This window comes from Caulobacter sp. FV1ye6ST, assembly GCF_058681225.1.
This window is the reverse complement of the sequence record NZ_CM178733.1, coordinates 2,379,026-2,394,487: the sequence shown is the minus strand read 5'-3', so window position 1 is coordinate 2,394,487 and position 15,462 is coordinate 2,379,026. Positions and strand designations below refer to the sequence as shown.

General features: G+C 69.7%; 20 protein-coding genes. 6 read left to right on the top strand and 14 right to left on the bottom strand.

Going from position 1 to position 15,462, the window contains the following annotated elements; all coding sequences use genetic code 11:
- Positions 1-188: 188 nt before the first annotated feature.
- The 3 genes from ACW175_RS11785 to ACW175_RS11775 form a co-directional block, all read right to left on the bottom strand.
- A complete protein-coding gene (locus ACW175_RS11785) occupies positions 189-710 on the bottom strand; it encodes a hemerythrin domain-containing protein (RefSeq protein WP_492104643.1) in 522 nt (173 codons plus the stop codon).
- Positions 711-950: 240 nt separating this feature from the next.
- Positions 951-1,295, bottom strand: coding sequence for an ElaB/YgaM/YqjD family protein (locus tag ACW175_RS11780; RefSeq protein ID WP_492104642.1), 345 nt, complete (start codon positions 1,293-1,295; stop codon positions 951-953).
- Between the two features lie 54 nt (positions 1,296-1,349).
- Complete coding sequence (locus ACW175_RS11775) at positions 1,350-2,102, bottom strand: N-formylglutamate amidohydrolase (RefSeq protein ID WP_492104641.1); 753 nt, start codon at positions 2,100-2,102, stop codon at positions 1,350-1,352.
- Between the two features lie 35 nt (positions 2,103-2,137).
- Between ACW175_RS11775 and ACW175_RS11770 the strand changes: the two genes are divergently transcribed.
- From ACW175_RS11770 to ACW175_RS11760, 3 genes are all read left to right on the top strand, one after another.
- Entirely contained in the window at positions 2,138-3,100 is a 963-nt protein-coding gene (locus ACW175_RS11770; protein ID WP_492104640.1) for a transglutaminase family protein, read from the top strand.
- A gap of 15 nt (positions 3,101-3,115) precedes the next feature.
- Positions 3,116-3,931 carry a transglutaminase-like domain-containing protein gene (locus ACW175_RS11765; RefSeq protein ID WP_492104639.1) on the top strand — a complete coding sequence of 272 codons (816 nt, stop codon included), beginning with the start codon at positions 3,116-3,118 and terminating at the stop codon, positions 3,929-3,931.
- Between the two features lie 62 nt (positions 3,932-3,993).
- Positions 3,994-4,191: a hypothetical protein gene (locus ACW175_RS11760; RefSeq protein WP_492104638.1), complete on the top strand. Its 198-nt coding sequence runs from the start codon at positions 3,994-3,996 to the stop codon at positions 4,189-4,191.
- Between the two features lie 4 nt (positions 4,192-4,195).
- Here the strand turns inward: ACW175_RS11760 and ACW175_RS11755 are convergent, their stop codons facing one another.
- Both ACW175_RS11755 and ACW175_RS11750 read right to left on the bottom strand, forming a co-directional pair.
- Positions 4,196-4,381 (bottom strand): hypothetical protein, encoded by a 186-nt coding sequence (locus tag ACW175_RS11755; protein ID WP_492104637.1) that lies wholly within the window; start codon positions 4,379-4,381, stop codon positions 4,196-4,198.
- On the bottom strand, positions 4,378-4,602 hold the full coding sequence (locus ACW175_RS11750) for a hypothetical protein (RefSeq protein WP_492104636.1): 225 nt from the start codon (positions 4,600-4,602) through the stop codon (positions 4,378-4,380). The genes ACW175_RS11755 and ACW175_RS11750 overlap by 4 nt, the downstream gene beginning before the upstream one ends.
- Before the next feature lie 349 nt (positions 4,603-4,951).
- Here ACW175_RS11750 and ACW175_RS11745 point away from each other — a divergent pair, with 349 nt between their 5' ends.
- From ACW175_RS11745 to ACW175_RS11735, 3 genes are all read left to right on the top strand, one after another.
- Positions 4,952-5,332 (top strand): hypothetical protein, encoded by a 381-nt coding sequence (locus ACW175_RS11745; protein ID WP_492104635.1) that lies wholly within the window; start codon positions 4,952-4,954, stop codon positions 5,330-5,332.
- A 154-nt stretch (positions 5,333-5,486) separates the two neighbouring features.
- The gene (locus ACW175_RS11740; RefSeq protein WP_492104634.1) at positions 5,487-6,545 is read left to right on the top strand and encodes an alginate lyase family protein; all 1,059 of its coding nucleotides are present in this window, start codon (positions 5,487-5,489) and stop codon (positions 6,543-6,545) included.
- Between the two features lie 48 nt (positions 6,546-6,593).
- Positions 6,594-7,184 carry a DUF2939 domain-containing protein gene (locus tag ACW175_RS11735; protein ID WP_492104633.1) on the top strand — a complete coding sequence of 197 codons (591 nt, stop codon included), beginning with the start codon at positions 6,594-6,596 and terminating at the stop codon, positions 7,182-7,184.
- Between the two features lies 1 nt (position 7,185).
- On the opposite strand, the gene ACW175_RS11730 is transcribed toward ACW175_RS11735, so the two are convergent.
- Genes ACW175_RS11730 through ACW175_RS11690 form a run of 9 tightly spaced genes read right to left on the bottom strand, consistent with a single transcriptional unit; the run spans position 7,186 to position 15,459 of the window.
- Positions 7,186-7,605 (bottom strand): tyrosine phosphatase family protein, encoded by a 420-nt coding sequence (locus tag ACW175_RS11730; protein ID WP_492104632.1) that lies wholly within the window; start codon positions 7,603-7,605, stop codon positions 7,186-7,188.
- A gap of 56 nt (positions 7,606-7,661) precedes the next feature.
- Complete coding sequence (gene cobS / locus ACW175_RS11725; protein ID WP_492104631.1) at positions 7,662-8,417, bottom strand: adenosylcobinamide-GDP ribazoletransferase; 756 nt, start codon at positions 8,415-8,417, stop codon at positions 7,662-7,664.
- Between the two features lie 2 nt (positions 8,418-8,419).
- A complete protein-coding gene (gene cobT, locus ACW175_RS11720) occupies positions 8,420-9,445 on the bottom strand; it encodes a nicotinate-nucleotide--dimethylbenzimidazole phosphoribosyltransferase (protein WP_492104630.1) in 1,026 nt (341 codons plus the stop codon).
- A complete protein-coding gene (locus ACW175_RS11715) occupies positions 9,442-10,902 on the bottom strand; it encodes a cobyric acid synthase (protein ID WP_492104629.1) in 1,461 nt (486 codons plus the stop codon). Before ACW175_RS11715 ends, cobT begins: the two co-directional genes overlap by 4 nt.
- Positions 10,890-11,861, bottom strand: coding sequence for an adenosylcobinamide-phosphate synthase CbiB (cbiB, locus tag ACW175_RS11710; RefSeq protein WP_492104628.1), 972 nt, complete (start codon positions 11,859-11,861; stop codon positions 10,890-10,892). Before cbiB ends, ACW175_RS11715 begins: the two co-directional genes overlap by 13 nt.
- Positions 11,851-12,621 carry an ABC transporter ATP-binding protein gene (locus ACW175_RS11705; protein WP_492104627.1) on the bottom strand — a complete coding sequence of 257 codons (771 nt, stop codon included), beginning with the start codon at positions 12,619-12,621 and terminating at the stop codon, positions 11,851-11,853. Before ACW175_RS11705 ends, cbiB begins: the two co-directional genes overlap by 11 nt.
- Entirely contained in the window at positions 12,618-13,616 is a 999-nt protein-coding gene (locus tag ACW175_RS11700; RefSeq protein ID WP_492104626.1) for a FecCD family ABC transporter permease, read from the bottom strand. Before ACW175_RS11700 ends, ACW175_RS11705 begins: the two co-directional genes overlap by 4 nt.
- Complete coding sequence (locus ACW175_RS11695; RefSeq protein ID WP_492104625.1) at positions 13,613-14,449, bottom strand: ABC transporter substrate-binding protein; 837 nt, start codon at positions 14,447-14,449, stop codon at positions 13,613-13,615. The genes ACW175_RS11700 and ACW175_RS11695 overlap by 4 nt, the downstream gene beginning before the upstream one ends.
- The gene (locus ACW175_RS11690) at positions 14,446-15,459 is read right to left on the bottom strand and encodes a threonine-phosphate decarboxylase (protein ID WP_492104624.1); all 1,014 of its coding nucleotides are present in this window, start codon (positions 15,457-15,459) and stop codon (positions 14,446-14,448) included. Before ACW175_RS11690 ends, ACW175_RS11695 begins: the two co-directional genes overlap by 4 nt.
- Positions 15,460-15,462 lie beyond the last annotated feature (3 nt).

Sequence of the window (15,462 nt, the reverse complement as noted above, 5' to 3'; positions counted from 1 at the left end):
ACCCGCGATCGCCATCAACAGGACGAACACCGCCACCGGCCGCCCAAGGCGGTCGGTGACGGCGTCGATGGCGCGCTGTGCGGCGCTGGCGCCGCGGTAGTGCTCGCGGTGGAAATCGGCAACGGCCTCGACGGACTCGGCGACGTGGTCGCTCAAGCCGCTCTCCGAGGCCATCGCGCGCACAGCCGTCAGTGGGCCGCGAGCTCCGTACCGCCGAAGGTGGGGGTCTCGGGAACTGGCAGGCCGCCGGCCTTGTAGGTCGCGATCAACTCGGCCTTCTCGGCCGCCATCTGCTCGCCCAGGGCGTCCATGTCGAGACCGGCCTTACGGGCCTGGCTGAACATGCCCTCGACGCGCTGCTCCTCTTCCTTGACGTGGTGCTCGATCATCTCCGACAGAACCTTGACCTTGGCGTCGTAGAATTCGTCGTCCGGACCGCCCGCTTCGATCTCGGCGATCAGCACCTTGGCCCCGTCATGCTCGACATAGGCTTCCTTCAGCAGATCCTCCTCAACCTTGCCCTCGCAGGCCGGATAGAAGATGTCCTCCTCGATCTTGGTGTGCACGGTCAGTTCCATGCAAATCTGCTCGGCCAGGGCCTTCTTCTTGCCGTCGCCCGTGGCGGCCTCGAATTTGGCGAACAGATCCTCGACCTTGCGGTGATCGGCCTTGAGCAGGGCCACGGCGTCCAGTTTAGCGGCTTGGGCCATCGTCTTGATCTCCATGAGACTTGTTGAGACAAGCAACGGAGGCCGGAGACAACTGTTCCGAACAGGATATTACTTGCGAGACGTTCGCGTTACGCGGAGCCGGGAGCGTCGGATACTAGACACTCAAGACTATCGGCGACGAACTCTGGTTCGGCGATTGCCGCCAGGCTTGCCGCTGACGTGCGAAGAGCCCGGCGCGTGACGCCGAGCCCTCCGATCTGAACCACGCGATGCTGAAGGTCAGCGAGGGTCGCGGAGATAGACGGTCTTGCCGCGCCCGCGCAGGAGCAGACCCAGAACCACGCCGATCGTCGCGGCGATGGCCACGGCCGGCAGCGGCTTGCCCTTCACATAGCTCTCGACCGTGTCGAGGCGGTCGTGGATCTCGCCGCGCACCGTCTCCAGGCCGCCGCCCACCACGTCGCGCATGCCGCTGGCCAGTTGGCCATAGGCCTGTTGGGCGCTGCCCACGGCTTCGTTCAGCTTGCCCTTGGCCTGGGTGGCGCCGTCGCCGGTCAAGCCGCCGATCGCGTCCTGAACCCGGCCCACGCCCTGCCTCGCGACGCCCATCACTTGATCGTCCATCGGTAATCCTCCGTTAGCCGCCGAAGGGCGACGCGCCAACTCAATCCGCGAACGCTATTGGCGTTCCTGAACAAGTGCTGGGAAGACTTCAGCGAGGCTTTCGGCCACCGCGTCCTGTCCGATCGGATCAGCGATAATATCCTGGCGAACCTCCAGCTCGAGATAGTCCAGGCCGCGCGGATCGACGTGATGCGGGATGGTGAAATCGGTGCCGTCCATCGCATAGGGCGCGTTGTCGCCCACCAGGCCCTCCCCCACCCGCGCCCTGAGCGCCGCGAGGACCGCGTTCGAGAAGGGGGAGTCGCCGCGATGCAGAACGCCATAGCGCCAGGGCCGGGCCTGTCCGCTGAGCGCCGGCGTGAAGCTGTGCAGAGAGATGACGATCGTCGCGCCCCGACGACGATCAAGCGTCGTGGCGATATGGTCGTGGTAGGGCGTGAAGATCTCGGCCGCCCGCGCGTGACGTCTCGCCGCGTCAAGGTCCTGGTTGCCGGGGATGGGCGTTCCGTCACTGACGGTGGCGATCGAGCCTTCCGATCCCGGGGCGCGATTGCAATCGATGACGAGCCGCGAATAGGTCTGGCGTACGAAGGTCGCGTCGAGGCGCCGGGCGAGCCGCGTGCCGAGGCCCTCGACGCCGATGTCCCAGGCGATGTGGCGCGCCAGGTCGTGATTCGCGAGACCCAGCGCCCCCAGTCGCCGGGGAATGGCGCGACCGGCATGATCCCCCAGCAACAGAAACGGCGAGGAACCGCCCGGATTATCGACAGCCACCGGATCGATATCGCCTGCGACCAGCAGCCTCATCGACGGATCATCCCGGCTCAGGTCACGCTGGTTCAATGTCGATCCTCTCGATCCGTCACCTGACGCGCTACCGCTATCGCAAGCCCGTCGGGTTTGGCGAGCACCGGATGATGTTCCGCCCGCTGGAGAGCTACGACCAGCGCCTGGTCAGCGCCGACCTTGTCATCGGACCCGAGCCCAGCCTGATCCGCAACGTCCACGACGTGTTCGGCAATTGCGTGACCATCGCGCGCTTCGGCGAGCGCGCACGCGAGCTGTCCTTCGAGAGCCGGGTGACGCTGGATCATCGGCCCCTGCCCGCCTTCGCCGGCGTCGACGGCGAGATCGAGGCCTATGGCGGCTCGATGCCGTTCGCCTACAGCCCGGAGGACATGCCCGACCTGCTGCGGTCGATGGAGCGGCAGCATCCGGATCCCGACGGCGCGCTGGAACGCTGGGCGCGCAGCTTCCTGCGCCATGACGGCCGCACCAGCCTTCAGACCCTGCTGGCCGAGATGACTCAGGCCATCTACAGCGACTTCCGCTACGCCACGCGTCTGCACGGCGCGGCGCAGAGCCCGACGGAGACCCTGGCCTGGCGCAGCGGCACGTGTCGAGACTTCGCGGTGTTGATGATGGAGGCGGTCCGGTCCCTGGGCCTGGCCGCCCAGTTCGTCTCCGGCTACCTCTATTGCCCGCCGCGCCCGGCTGGCCTGCCCGCCAAGCTCGGCGGCGGACACACCCATGCCTGGGTGCGGGTCTACCTGCCGCTCTGCGGCTGGGTGGAGTTCGATCCGACCAACGGCATCGTCGGCAACGCCGACCTTATCCGCGTGGCGATCGCCCGCGATCCTCGCCAGGCCCTGCCCCTGTCGGGCGGCTGGACGGGAGAGTCTGGCGATTATCTAGGCATGGACGTCGAGGTCGAGGTGCTGAGCGAGCATGATCGCCTCGGCGCGCTGGCGACGATGCATGCGGCGCAACCGCCCGCCCAAGAGGACGTTGCCTTGGCCAGTTAGCCGTCAGGACATTCCATGCGCATACGAGCCGGTTTCGAGATCACCTACGATTGCCCGGCGCCGACGCCGATGCTGCTGATGCTGAATGTCCGGCCCGAGCGCGAGGCCGACCTCGAGACGCCTGACACCATCCATATCGACAGCGGCGCGCCGATCGACGCCTATATCGACGGCTTCGGGAACCGCTGTAGTCGCGTCGTGCTGCCGGCGGGGCGTTCGGTGCTGTCGGCCGATTTCGTCATCCGCGACAGCGGCGCGCCTGATCCCGTCCTGCCCGACGCCCACGCGTGCGGGGTCGAGCAGTTGCCGCCCGAAGCGCTCGTCTTCCTGCTGGGCAGCCGCTACTGCGAGACCGACACCCTGAGCGATCTGGCCTGGTCGCTTTTCGGCGACACCCCGCCGGGCTGGGCGCGGGTGCAGGCGATCGTCGACTACACCCACCAGCGCATCGAATTTGGCTATGCGCACGCCCGGGCCACGAAATCGGCGTGGCAAGCCAACGAAGAGCGGCGCGGCGTCTGCCGCGACTTCGCCCACCTGGCCATCGCCCTGTGCCGCTGCATGAACATCCCGGCGCGATACTGCACCGGCTATCTGGGCGACATCGGGGTTCCGGCGGTCGACGCGCCGATGGATTTCAGCGCCTGGTTCGAGGCCTATCTCGACGGCGAATGGCGCACCTTCGACGCGCGCCACAACACCCCGCGCATCGCGCGCATCCTGATGGCGCGCGGGCGCGACGCGACCGACGCGGCCATCACCACCTCGTTCGGCCCCGCGCTCCTGAAAAGCTTCGTCGTCAGAACCGATGAGATCATGGCGCCGACCTGAGCCCCGAACGTCGTCACGGACAAGGTGCTGGACTTTTGCGGCTGGCCGGGCGTTGTTCCGGCATGACCCTGACCGACGCCCAAATACACGCCCTCGAAAACCTGGAACGCAAGCGTCAGGGTAAAGAGGTCCCCTACATCAATATCGCCGCCGCGCGCGTCCTGACCGATCTCGGCCTGGCGGAGCGGAAGGCCCAGGGCTGGGAAATCACCGCCGCGGGGTCGGAGTTCCTGAAGTCCACGGATCGCAAGAAGACCTAGCCGCCTAGGATTGACCACCGACGAGCGGATCGGGCGCGCGGCCAGAGTGACGGCCGCTCAAGCGCTCCAGCTCCTGCTGCATGCGCAGGACCTGGCCGCTGAGGCTGGTGACGTCGCCTTGCAGTTGGGCGTTTCGACTTTTGAGATAGGCGTTCTCGCGACGCATCGACTGAGCGTCTTCGTCGGTCATGGGCGCGTCCCCCGGCTGGCGGGGTCAGGCGTCATGCGGATGACCGCGCGCAGCAGGGCGGCGCGATCGGCACTGAGGTCGGGCGCCAGCAGTTCCTTTTCCGCGCCTTCCCGGATCTCACCCTTGTGGCGGCTGCCCAGGAAGAACGCCTCGGCCCGCACCTCCCGCGGCGACGCCCGGCGCGCGCCAAAACTCGCCAGCAACGCTCTCCACGGGCTCATCGAGACGCCAGAGCCGGGGACACTTGGGCTGGATTGTTCGAGATGGCGGACATGACGTCCTTTCGGGCCGACGATTCCGCATGACGCGGGATGATCCGTGGCTCGGATAGGATAGCGCGGCGCGGAGACGATGGCTCCCCATGTCGCAATCATTCCCGTCCAGGCGACGGTCCGTGCTAGGATTCTCACGCGGCGCGCAGTCACGCCATTCGGGCAGGTTCCCAACGGGACGGTCCCACGGTCCCGAAGCCGGGAACCGAACACCCCACCATCATGATCCACCGCCACGGCTCATGCCCCGGCGACGCTCTCCGCGCTTCGCCGCCGCCCGCAGAATTGGATAGCCGACGTGATCAAACCAAGCCCTTTGCTAGCGCTGTGCGCGGTGGCCTATGCCGGCGCCATCGGGTTCTCAGTCGGGGATCTCCTGCTCGATCCGCCCCTGAAATCCTACGTCATCGCGCCCGGCGACGACTGGACGCGGTGCGTCCAGGTGCGCGCCACCAGCGAGCGCCTGGCCGAACGAGAGGCCCTGAAACATCCCTCGCCGCCCAGGGCGGAAGGCGATTGCGCGACCCTTCCCACTCTCAGGGCCGTGGACCAACGCCTGCTACTGGCGCGGGGCTTCAACGCCCTGCTCATCGTCTCGGCGGTCCTGGCGGCGCTGTGGAGCGTAAGCCTCGCGATCCGCGCCTGGCGCCGAGCCGATCCGCTCGACGACCCGACCTAAGACGGCGGACCGCGATGGGCGGCGCCGCCATCGGCCTCGGTCGGACCAGTCGCCAAAATTGACATGACCAATAATTGACAAGCCTCCCGATTGGCCAGATATCTTGCTCAACGCCGCGAGAAGCGCGGCGACCAGTAAGGCTTGGGAGGCTCCTATGAAGACCGCATGGTTCGCCGCGTGCGCCCTGATGGCCGTCGCGTCCGCCGCGCACGCCGCGGACTACGGTCTGCTCGGGCCGAACTACGGCAAGGGCGCGGTATCGCCCGCGCTGAAGGAGGCCATCGTCTCGCGCGCCGTCGCGACCCTGGATCGTCCGCCCGGCGCCATCCCCCACGCGCATACCGAAGGCACCCTGCCCGGCAAAGGCATCCGCGAAATCAGCATCAAGGCCCGCGAGGACCAGCCGATCGTGCTGAACTTCGCGCTGGCCTACCGCCTGACCGGCGACCGCGGGTTCCTGGAGGCCGCGGGCCGCTATCTCGAGAATTGGGCGGACATCTATCAGATCTCGTTCAACCCGATCGACGAGACCGGCTTCGACACCCTGCTCATGGCCACCGACCTGACGGAGAGCGACCTGCCCGCCCCGCTCCGCGCCAAGGTCGACGCCTTCTGGCGCAGGATGGCGGTCGGTTATCTGGACGCCATGGACGCGGGTCCGACCCACGCCGAGACCAACTGGCAGAGCCACCGGATCAAGATGGCGACCCTGGCCGCCTACCAGACCGGCGACGCCAAGCTGATCGCTCGCGCCCGTGAGGCGTTCCGCAAGCAGATTGGCGTCAACCTGTATGCCGACGGCTCGACCTACGACTTCCACGAGCGCGACGCCCTGCACTACGTGACCTACAATCTGGATCCGCTGATGATGGCCGCCTTGTCGGCCCAGGCGCACGGCGAGGACTGGTTCAGCTGGAAGAGCCCGACGGGGTCCAGCCTGCCCCATTCGCTGGACTGGCTGGCGGCCTTCGCGCGGGGCGAGAAGACCCACAGCGAGTTCGTCAACTCCAAGATCCAGTTCGACCGCGACCGCGCCAATTCCGGCCAGAAAGAATATGCGGCGCACGACTGGGACGTCTCCAACGGCGTCAGCACCTACACCCTGGCCAGCCTGCTGGACGCCAGGTACCTGCCGCTGCGCGACGATCTGGTGAAGCGCACGGGCAAGAAGCCGGCGCCGTGGACCGATATCCTGCGCGCCTCGCGGCCGTGAGTTGACCCCGCTCCCCCCGCCTGACTTGATCCAGGTCAGGAGGACCCGATGACTCGCTCGAACCGTATTCTGATTGGCGCCGGCGCTGCTGTGCTGGTGGCGGCGCTGATCGCCGGTTATCTGGCCTCGCCGGTCCTCGCTCTGCGGGGCCTGACGGCGGCGGCCAAGGCCGGCGACAAGGCCGGTCTGGAGAGCGCGGTCGACTTTCCGGCCGTGCGCGAGAGCCTGAAGAGCCAGCTCAAGGCCAGCATGACGCGCAAGTTGGAGGAAGACCCCAAGCTGCGCGACAACCCCTTCGCCGCCTTCGGCCAGATGCTGCTGGTCGGCGTGGTGGACAAGGCGGTCGAGACCTATGCGACGCCCGACGCCATCGCCAACATGGTGGCCACCAACGAGCCGCCGAAAAGCATCGGCGCCCCGCCGGGCGGTCCAGCGGCCGAACAGCCCCAGCCCGAGGCGACGAAACCGAAGGCGAAGTCCGAGACCGAGGTCCACTACGGCTACGTGGACCTCGATCACTTCCGCGCCACCTATCGCAACCGCAAGGACGGCGATCAGGAGCCGTTCGGCCTGGTGCTGGAGCGTCGCGGACTTTTCAAATGGAAGCTGGTGAAGATCGAGCTGCCCGGCCTGGTCTAGGCTAGTCCAGCCGCCAGTCGATCACCCTGCCTTCATAGGCGTCGATCCCGCGACCGATCCCAGCGATGGCGCGGGACATGGCGCCGGCGCGATCCAAGATCATGTCGGCCAGCGCCACCATCAGGGCGTTGGGCGTGGCTTCTGGGCAGAGCGAACGGAGCTGCGTGGCCAGCGCCTGTTCCTCGCCCGCCGGACGCCTCGCGCACGCCAGGGCATAGGCCGCCGCCGTCGAGCGGCTGACGCCGGCGAAGCAGTGGATCAACAGCGTCGGCGCCTCGCGGAGGGCGAGGATGGTCTCGACCATCGCCGCCGAGGGCGCGATCAAGCCTTCACGTTGTTCGGTGATATCATTGAAACGCAACAGCGTTTTTGTCTGCGTTAAGACCGGTTCCGCTGCGTCGGGCGAGATCAGCGACAGCACATGATCGGCCTCTCCGGCCAACCGCGCGACCGCCGTGATCGGACCGACCAGCAGCCTCATGCCAACGCCGCCGCGCCGAGCAGGAAGCCGAGCTCGAACACCTGCTCGACCGCCCCCAGCACGTCGCCGGTGTGGCCGCCGATCAGCCGCCGGGCGGTCAGGGTCAGCAAGCTGGCCAGCAGCGCGCCCCCCGCCAAACCCGCCAGCACCGCCCCGGGCGGCAGCAGAACCAGCGGCCAGGCGGCGATCAGCACGGCGACGATCACCTCGCCGGTCCGCACGCCTCGCGGTACGGGCTTCCACTTCCCGGCCTCGCCGCTGGGGGCATAGGGCGTCAGGCGCATGACCACGACAGCGGCGGCGCGGCCCAGGCCGTGGGCGGCCAGCAGCAGGACGGCGGCGACCGGCGTCTCGGCCAGTACGGCGGCCTTCAGCGCCAACACCCCGACCAGGGCGCAGACGCCATAGGTCCCGATGCGGCTGTCCTTCATGATCTCGAGCCGCCGTGCGGGAGTCTGACCGCCGCCCAGGCCATCGGCGGTGTCGGCCAGGCCGTCCTCGTGGAAGGCGCCGGTGATCAGCAGGCCCGCGGTTATGGCCAGGATCGCCCCGGCCGGCGCGCTCCACAGCCAGTCTCCGATCAGCAGCACCCCGGCGCAGACCGCCCCTACGCCCTGCCCGACCAGCGGAAAATAGCGGGCCGAGCGAGTGATCCACTCGGGCTCGAAGGCCTTGAGCGTCGGCGTCGGGATACGCGTCAGGAACTGGACCGCGCAAACCAGCAGCCGAACCTGAAGCGCGAGCCAGCCCATGCTCAGAGCCGCCCGTTCAGGACGTCGTCGAGGCTGGCGACGTCGCCGAGCAGCCGCGAAGCGGCGCGAACGAGCGGCAGGGCCAGCAGCGCGCCCGTGCCCTCGCCCAGGCGCAGGCCGAGATCCAGAAGCGGCTCGACCTCCAGAGCCGTCAGCATCCGCTGGTGTCCCTGCTCGGCCGAGCGGTGGCAGAAGACGCAGTAGTCCTTGGCGGCAGGAACCAAGCGGATCGCCGCCAGCGCCGCCGCCGAGGCGATGAAGCCGTCGACCAGCACCGGAACGCGCGCCGACGCCGCGCCGATCACCGCGCCGGCCATCATGGCGATCTCCAGCCCGCCGAACTCGGCGAGGACGGCGGCGGGCTCCGTGGCGCCCGATCGCGCCGCAGCGCGCTCCAGCACCGCCAGCTTGCGGGCCAGGCCCGCATCGTCGTGGCCGGTCCCGCGACCGACGCATTCGGCCAGGGGCGCCGGAGCCAGGCGGTGCATGAGCAGCGCCGCCGAGGCGGTGTTGCCGATGCCCATCTCGCCCAGCGCCAGGATCTCGAAGCCCTCGGCGGCGGCATCCCTGGCGATCCGCGCCCCGGTCTCCAGCGCCTGGGCCACCTCGCCAGCGGTCAGGGCCGGCTCAAGGGCGGCATTGCGCGTCCCGCGCCGCACCTTTTCCGCCAGCAGGTTCGGATGGGCGGGCAACTCGGCGTCGACCCCGGCGTCGACCACCCGCAGCCCGGCCCCGACCGCGTGGGCGAAGGCGTTGGCGCTGGCCTTGCCGGCCAGGAAAGTGGCGACCATGGCCTGGGTGACGCTGGACGGATAGGCCGAGACGCCCTCCGCGGTCAGGCCGTGGTCGCCTGCGAAAACCAGCAGCAGCGCCCTGTCCAGCGGTCGCTCGCCGGCGATCAGGGCCAGGCGCACGGCCAGGTCCTCGATCCGCCCCAGCGCCCCCGGCGGTTTGGCCTTGCCGTCGATCAGGGCGCGCGGCCGCCCCGCCTGGCCATGGTCCACGGGCGTGACGGGCGGCAAATTCATCGGAAATTCTCCAGGCCGGCGATGGCGGCCAGGGCGGGAATGTCGAAGGCCTGCTCCAGCGCGGCGGCGATCTCGTCCAGTGCCTGGTCGACGCGGACGGCCTGGTCGATCGCGTCGGAGACCGCGCCTAGCTCAGCCAGCAGGGCCGCCCGCGCCTCGCCCCGGTCGAACAGGCCGTGGACATAGGCGCCGCGCACCAGACCATTGACCGAGACGGCGCCGTCGGTGACGCCTTCGTCGAAGGTGAGCATGGGCGAGACCGCGCCCGTGGTGCGGCCGACATGCATCTCGTAGCCCTCGAACCGCGCGCCTCCCGCTAACCGCCCAGCGACAGGCCGCAGGGTCTTGTCGCCGGTCATCACCGTCTCGACGTCGAGCAGGCCCAGGCCTTCGACCGAGTCCGGCGGCCCCTCGACCCCGTCCGGATCCGACACCCGCCGGCCCAGCATCTGGTAGCCGCCGCAGACGCCCAGCACCCGGCCGCCGCGCCGGACGTGGGCGGCCAGATCGATGTCCCAGCCTTGGGCGCGGAGGAAGGCCAGATCGGCCAGCGTCGCCTTGGTCCCCGGCAGGATGACCAGGTCCGCGTCGCCCGGCAGAGCTGAGCCTGGTGGCACGAAGGCGAACTCGACCTCGGGTTCTGTGCGCAGGGCGTCGAACTCGTCGAAATTGGCGATCCGCGACAGCATCGGCACGACGATCCGCGCCTTGCGATCGTCGGCGACGACGGCGCGGTCCAGCACCACGGCGTCCTCGGCCGGCAGGCGTCGCGCCGCCGCCAGCCACGGGGCCATGCCGAGGTCGGCCCAACCCGTTCGGCGGACGATCTCGGTCCGGCCGTCCTGAAACAGGCTGGGATCGCCCCGGAACTTGTTGATCAGGAAGCCCTTGATCATCGCGCGATCAGCGTCGTCCAGAACCACGTGGGCGCCGACCAGGGCGGCGATCACGTGGCCCCGATCGATGTCGCCGACCAGCACGACGGGCACGTCGGCGGCGATCGCGAAGCCCATATTGGCGATATCGCCGGCGCGCAGATTGATCTCGGCCGGGCTGCCGGCCCCCTCGACGATGACCAGATCGCTTTGCGCCTCCAGCGCGCGGAAGCTCTCGATTACCGTGTCTAGCAGCGCCGCCTTGCCCTCCTGATAGCCGCGCGCCTTCCAGGTCCCGACCATCTTGCCGCGCACGATCAGCTGGGCGCCGACGTCGCTCTGCGGCTTCAGCAAGACCGGGTTCATGTCGACGGTCGGGGCGACGCGGCAGGCAATGGCCTGCAAGGCCTGGGCGCGGCCGATCTCGCCGCCGTCGGCGGTCACGGCGGCGTTGTTGGACATGTTCTGCGGCTTGAACGGTCGGACGCTGAGGCCTCGGTTAGCGAACAGCCGGCAGAGACCGGCGACCAGCACCGACTTTCCGACGTCGGAGCCGCAGCCCTGGATCATCAAAGCGGCCATGCGAATCCTCCCCAGACGAACCCTGCCCAGACGAATCCGGCGGTCGCCAGCATCACCCAGAGCAGCCCGCAGGCGACAAGATAGATCCTCAGAGCGCGGCCCAGATCCGCGGGTGTCGCCGCCCGGCCCTCGCCCAGCACCGGACGTTGGGAAAGCGCGTCGTCATACCAGGCCGGACCGCCCAGGCGCACGCCCAGCGCTCCGGCCATGGCCGCCTCGGGCCAGCCGGCATTGGGCGAGGCGTGCTTGCCGGCGTCGCGCAGCATGACCTTCCAGCCACCGCGTCCCGTCAGAGCTATGACCACGCCCGCCAGCCGCGCCGGGACCAGATTCATCAGGTCGTCGAAGCGCGCCGAGGCCCAGCCGAACGCCCGCCAGCGCGGCTCGCGATGGCCGATCAGGCTGTCGGCGGTGTTGACCGCCTTGTAGACGAATAGGCCCGGCAGGCCGGCGACCACGAACCAGAATAGCGGCGCGACGACCCCGTCGCAAAAGCTCTCGGCCAGACTCTCGATAGCGGCCGTGGCGATGTCGGTCTCGCTCAGCCGGGCGACATCGCGGCCGACGATGTGGCCGACCATGATCCGGGCGCTATCCAGGTCGCCCGCCGCCAGAGGCTTAGCGACGGCCCGGACATGGTCGAACAGGCTGCGCTGGGCCAGGCCCAGGGTGCCGACCAGCACGATCGCCCAAGCGCCGCCAAGCGCCGCGACCATCCAACCCGCCAGGGCGCTGATCGTGACGATGGTCAGCAGGGTCACGACGCCCAGCAGGCGGCGGGCCATCGCGCCGAAACCCGGCAGGTTTAGCCCCGCCTCCAGCGCCGAGATCAGTCCTCCAATCCAGACGACAGGGTGCGGCACGCGCCGGTGCAGGGCGCTCGGATAACCGACGGCGGCCTCCACGATCGCCGCCGCCAGGACGATCCAGGGGCTGGTGGACGATAGTCTAGCCGGCACGGCCCAGCACCTCGATCAGCGGACCGCCTTCGCCCGCGTGAAGGCGGACGACGACACCATAGACGTCCGACAGGGTTTCCTGCGTCAGGGCCGTGGCGGGCGCGCCGTCGACGACGAGGCGACCTTGGCTCAGCACCAGCACCCGGTCGGCGAAGCGCGCGGCCAGGTTCAGGTCGTGCAGAGTGATGATCACCCCCTTGCCCTGGTCGTGGGCCATGCGGCGGAACAGGGCCAGGGCGTCGAGGGCGTGGCCGGGATCCAGGCCCGTCAGCGGTTCGTCGGCCAGCAGCCAGTCGCTTTGGCCGGCCAGCCCCCGGGCGATCAGGGCGCGGGCCCGCTCGCCGCCCGACAGGCGGGTGACGGCGCGGTCGACGAAGGCCTCTAGGCCGGCGGCGGCGATGGCGGCGTCGATCGCCGTCTGGTCCTCGGCGCTGGGCCCGAAGGCGCCCAGATGCGGCGTCCGCCCCAGGCCGACGAAGGCGCGCACATCCACGTCCCAGGCGATCTCCGGCGTCTGGGCCAGGAAGGCGATGCGGCTCGCGCGCTGGCGGCCCGGCAGGGTCGCGACCGCCGCGCCGTCCAGAGTGACCGCGCCGCTGTCCGGACGCCGCAGGCCGGCCAGGCACGCCAGCAAGGTCGACTTGCCCGCGCCATTGGGGCCGACGATGGCGATCACGCCGCCCTTGGCGAAATCGGCCGATACGCCGTCCAGCACCGCTTGGCCGCCCAGGGCCAGGGTCACGTTCCGGGCCGAAATCATGCCAGCCTCCGGCGCATCGAGATCAGCATGGCCAGGAAGAAGGGCCCGCCCAATATGGCCATGGCGACGCTCAGCTTGACCTCGCTGGCGGCGGGGGTCAGGCGCACCAGGATGTCGGCGGCCAGGGTCAGGGCCGCGCCGCCCAGGAATGACGGCAGCAAGATCGCGCTCGGCCGTGAGCCCAGCAGCGGTCGCAGCAGGTGCGGGGTGATCAGGCCGACGAAGCTGATGACGCCCGTCACCGCCACACTGGACCCGACCGCCACGGCGACGCCGACGGCCATCAGCAGGCGCGTGCGCGACAGGTCGACGCCCAGCGAGCGCGCGCCCTGCTCGCCCAGGGTCAGGGCGTCCAGCGAGCGGCCCAGGGTCAGCAGCAGGACGCCGCCGGCGATGATCCCCGGCGCGGCCAGCTTGACCTCGTCGACGCCGCGGTCGGCCAGCGAGCCCAGGGTCCAGTTGACGATCTCGTTCACGGCCCACGGGTTGGGCGCGAGGTTCAGGGCCAGGGCGATGCCGGCCCCGCAGACCGTCTGGATGACAAAGCCCGCCAGAATGAAGGTGACAATGCTGGAGGTGACGCCCGCCAGGCCCAGCAGCGCCGCGACGCCCAGGCCCGCCCCGACCATGGCGGCGGCCGGCAGGATCCAGGTCGCCTCGCCCGCCGCGCCGAGATAGAGGGTCAGCACCGCGCCCAGCGCCGCCGCCGCCGAGACGCCCAGGGCGCCGGGATCGGCCAGCGGGTTGCGGGTATAGCCCTGCAGCGCCGCGCCGGAGAGGCCCAGCGCCCCGCCGACCAGGATGGCCAGGATGGCGCGCGGCAGGCGCAGGCCGAAGACGATGGCCCAGCGCGGGTCGGCGCCGCCCGAGGTCCAGGCGCTCCACGGCGCCCAGACGCGTCCGGCGCACAGGCTGACGCCGAACAGCAAGACCAGCAGCGCCAGCAAGACGCCGCGGATCGCCCACGGCTTCACGTGGGGAGATCGGGGCTTCATGCGCCCTCCTTCAGAGCTTGGGCTCGCGCCCGGGCCATGGCCGCGGCGGTCTCGATCAGGACAGGGCCGCCGCAGTAGAGCAGCTTCTCGGGCAGTGACGCCTGGCGCATCCGCCCCGACACGGCCTTCAGGGCCGGGTGGGTCATGATCCGGTCGGCCCAGCTGCGCGCGCCGGGCGCGGAGACACCGACCAGCAGCACCTGAGGCGGATCGGCCAGCAGGCGCTCCAGCCCGACATTGCCCCAGGTCTTCAGGCCGAAGCGGCGGGCGACATTGTCGAAGCCGGCGTGGTCCATCATCTCGTCGACCAGGGTGCCAGGACCGGCCGCGAAGCCGTTGGGCTGGTAGATCAGCGCCGTCAGCCGCCGCGCGCCCGGCGCGGGCCTGGCGGCCGCGATCGCCGCCTCGATGCGGGCGACCAGGGCCTCGCCGCGATCCGGATGGCCGACCAGCCTGGCCAGCTTGCGAACCTGGCCCAGGCTCTCGTCGATCGACCTGGGCACCTTGAAGCGCTGGACCGGCACATGCAGTCGCTTGAGCGCATTGCGCGTCGCGAGCGCCGAGTGCTGGCTGGCCAGGACGAGGTCGGGCATCAGGTCGATGACCTCCTCGGCGCTCTCCCACGTATAGGGCAGCGTCCGGGCCTGGGCCGCGACGGTGGAGGCTTGGGCCTCACGGGCATAGTGGCTGAGGGCGGCGATCTGGCTCCGGTCCGCCAGGTGGACCAGCATGGCGTCGAGACAGCTGTTGAGCGACACGATGCGTCTTGGAAGCGGCGGCGGACCGCCCGCCGTCATCGCCAGGGCGCCAGCCACGACCTCGCGGCGGTTCATGACGTCACCGCGCGAAGTGCCTGTTCAAAGCGATTGAATTCATTGCGCGAAGGCAAGCCGATCCGAAGTCTATCCGGCCGCTCGGCGAAGGGCCGCGTCAGCACGCCCTGGGCGCAGAGCCGCGTGAACAGGCCGTGCGCGTTCGGCGCCTCGACCCAGCGGAAGAGATCGCAGCCGCCAACGGGCTTGAGGCCCGCCCTGGCCAGAACTGCGTCGACCGCGCCGGCCTGGGCCGCCAGCCGGATCCGGGCCTGAGTTCGCCAGGCGCCGTCGGCATAGGCCTCCAGCCCCATCGCCAGGGCGTCGACGCCGACAGGCCAGTCGCCCAGAAGTACGCGAAATTCCCGCGAGAAGATATTGTTTCCAATCATGAAACCAAGTCGAACGCCCGGCAGGCCATAGAACTTGCCGAACGAGCGCAGGATCACCAGCCGGTCGATCTCCAGGTCGGCGACGCTGAGCTCGGGCGCGACCTCGCCGAAGGACTCGTCGACGACCGTCCAGCGTCCCGCGTCCGACCGCTCCGCCGCCAGGGCGGCCAAGGCGCTCCGCTCGCTCCGCCGGCCATCGGGATTGTTCGGATTGACCAGCACCAGCACGTCGGCGCCGGCGGCTCTGGGGTCTTCCAGCGACGTGATGAGGCTCGGCGCCGACGCCGCCCAGCTCTCGGCATGGCCGCCATAGATCGGGCCCAGCAGCGCGACCTCCCCGCCGCCGATCAAGCCAGGCAGCAGGCGAAGCGCCGCCTCCGCCCCGGAGGTCGCGACCACGCGGCCAGCGTCAGCGACGCCGAACGCCCGCGCGGCGACTGTTTCGAGTTCGGCCAGCTCTAGCGGATCGGGCAGCCGGCGCAGGGCGTCGGCCCGCGCCCGCTGGCCGGACCAGGGCTCGGGATTGATCCCGGTGGACAGGTCCAGCCAGGGACGCGGCGCGTCCGGAAAAGCGGCCATCGCCTCGCGGAGACGGCCGCCGTGCCGGAAGGCGCCGATCGTGGAAATCGACGCCGACATCAG